The 1,153-nt window shown below is 66.9% G+C and carries 2 protein-coding genes; one reads left to right on the forward strand and one right to left on the reverse strand.

What is annotated here, in order from left to right:
- Window positions 1–93: 93 nt before the first annotated feature.
- Window positions 94–720 (reverse strand): L-threonylcarbamoyladenylate synthase, encoded by a 627-nt coding sequence (locus tag LRG07_RS13665; protein WP_201168745.1) that lies wholly within the window; start codon window positions 718–720, stop codon window positions 94–96.
- Window positions 721–808: 88 nt separating this feature from the next.
- Between LRG07_RS13665 and LRG07_RS13670 the strand changes: the two genes are divergently transcribed.
- Entirely contained in the window at window positions 809–1,108 is a 300-nt protein-coding gene (locus LRG07_RS13670; RefSeq protein WP_201168748.1) for a YciI family protein, read from the forward strand.
- Window positions 1,109–1,153 lie beyond the last annotated feature (45 nt).

Below are 1,153 nucleotides of genomic sequence, written 5' to 3' on the forward strand. Positions count from 1 at the left end.
CCCCCCCCCCCCCGACAGGACGCGGCTGGGTCGTTGGTTGATGTTAGCCAAGCAACGGCTCCTTATGGTTGTTCGCGATCCGTCTCCATGCGCTCAGGCACTCTGGAAGACGCGGGTATCGCCGACCCCTTCGCGGATGACCTCGGCGGCCTCACCGGTGAGATCGATCACGGTGCTCGCCCCGCCCCCGGTGGGCCCGCCAGCAACGACGGCGTCGATCAGCTTGCCGATGCGCTCACGGATCGCCTCGGGATCGTCGAGGGGCATGTCGTCACCGGGCAGCTGCAGCGTCACGCTCATCAGCGGCTCGCCGAGAGTGTTGAGCAGTGCGCGGCTGGCCGGGTGGTCGGGTACGCGGATACCAATGGTCTTGCGCTTGGGGTGCTGCAGCCGCCGGGGCACTTCGGACGTAGCCCGCAGGATAAAGGTGTACGGCCCCGGTGTGTGGGACTTGAGCAGGCGGTAGGCGTAGTTTTCCATCTTGGCGTAGGTGCCGATATCCTTGAGATCCTTGCACGCCATGGTGAAGTTATGGCTGTTGTCCAGACGCCGGATCTCGCGGATGCGGTCGAGGGCGGCCTTGTCGCCGAGGCGACAGCCGAGGGCGTAGCTCGAATCCGTCGGGTAGGCGATGACACCCCCATCGGCAAGAGTCTGCACGGCCTGGTTGATCAGGCGCTGCTGGGGCGTCTCCGGATGGACTTCAAAGTACTGCGCCATGACTTCCTCTCCCGTGGACACGCCCCGGCCATCCCGGGGCACGGCTTCATTGTACCGGACCCCTTTCGGAGCGATAAGGTAACGACCCATGTATTACGCGATCATGAGCAGGGACGTGGAGAACAGTCTGCCGCTGCGCCAGTCAGCGCGGGCGGAACACCTGGCACGGCTGGAGCAGCTGCGCGACGAGGGGCGGCTGTTGCTCGCCGGGCCGTATCCGGCCGTGGACACGGAGACCCCCGGTGAGGCCGGTTTCACGGGCAGCCTGGTGGTCGCCGAGTTCGAGTCACTAGAGGCGGCGCAGGCGTGGGCGGATGCCGACCCCTACGTGGCGGCGGGCGTCTACGCGCAGGTGGACGTCCGGCCCTTCAAGCCAGTGCTACCGTAATCGGGTGCGATCGCCACGGCCCGCCCTCGCCGGTGGTACCCGGCC

Source organism: Halorhodospira sp. 9622, from assembly GCF_022228025.1.
Taxonomy (GTDB): domain Bacteria; phylum Pseudomonadota; class Gammaproteobacteria; order Nitrococcales; family Halorhodospiraceae; genus Halorhodospira; species Halorhodospira halophila_A.

Coding starts and splice junctions, on each gene's coding strand:
- LRG07_RS13665 (WP_201168745.1), bottom strand. CDS start 720: ATGGCGCAGTACTTTGAAGTCCATCCGGAGACGCCCCAGCAGCGCCTG.
- LRG07_RS13670 (WP_201168748.1), top strand. CDS start 809: ATGTATTACGCGATCATGAGCAGGGACGTGGAGAACAGTCTGCCGCTG.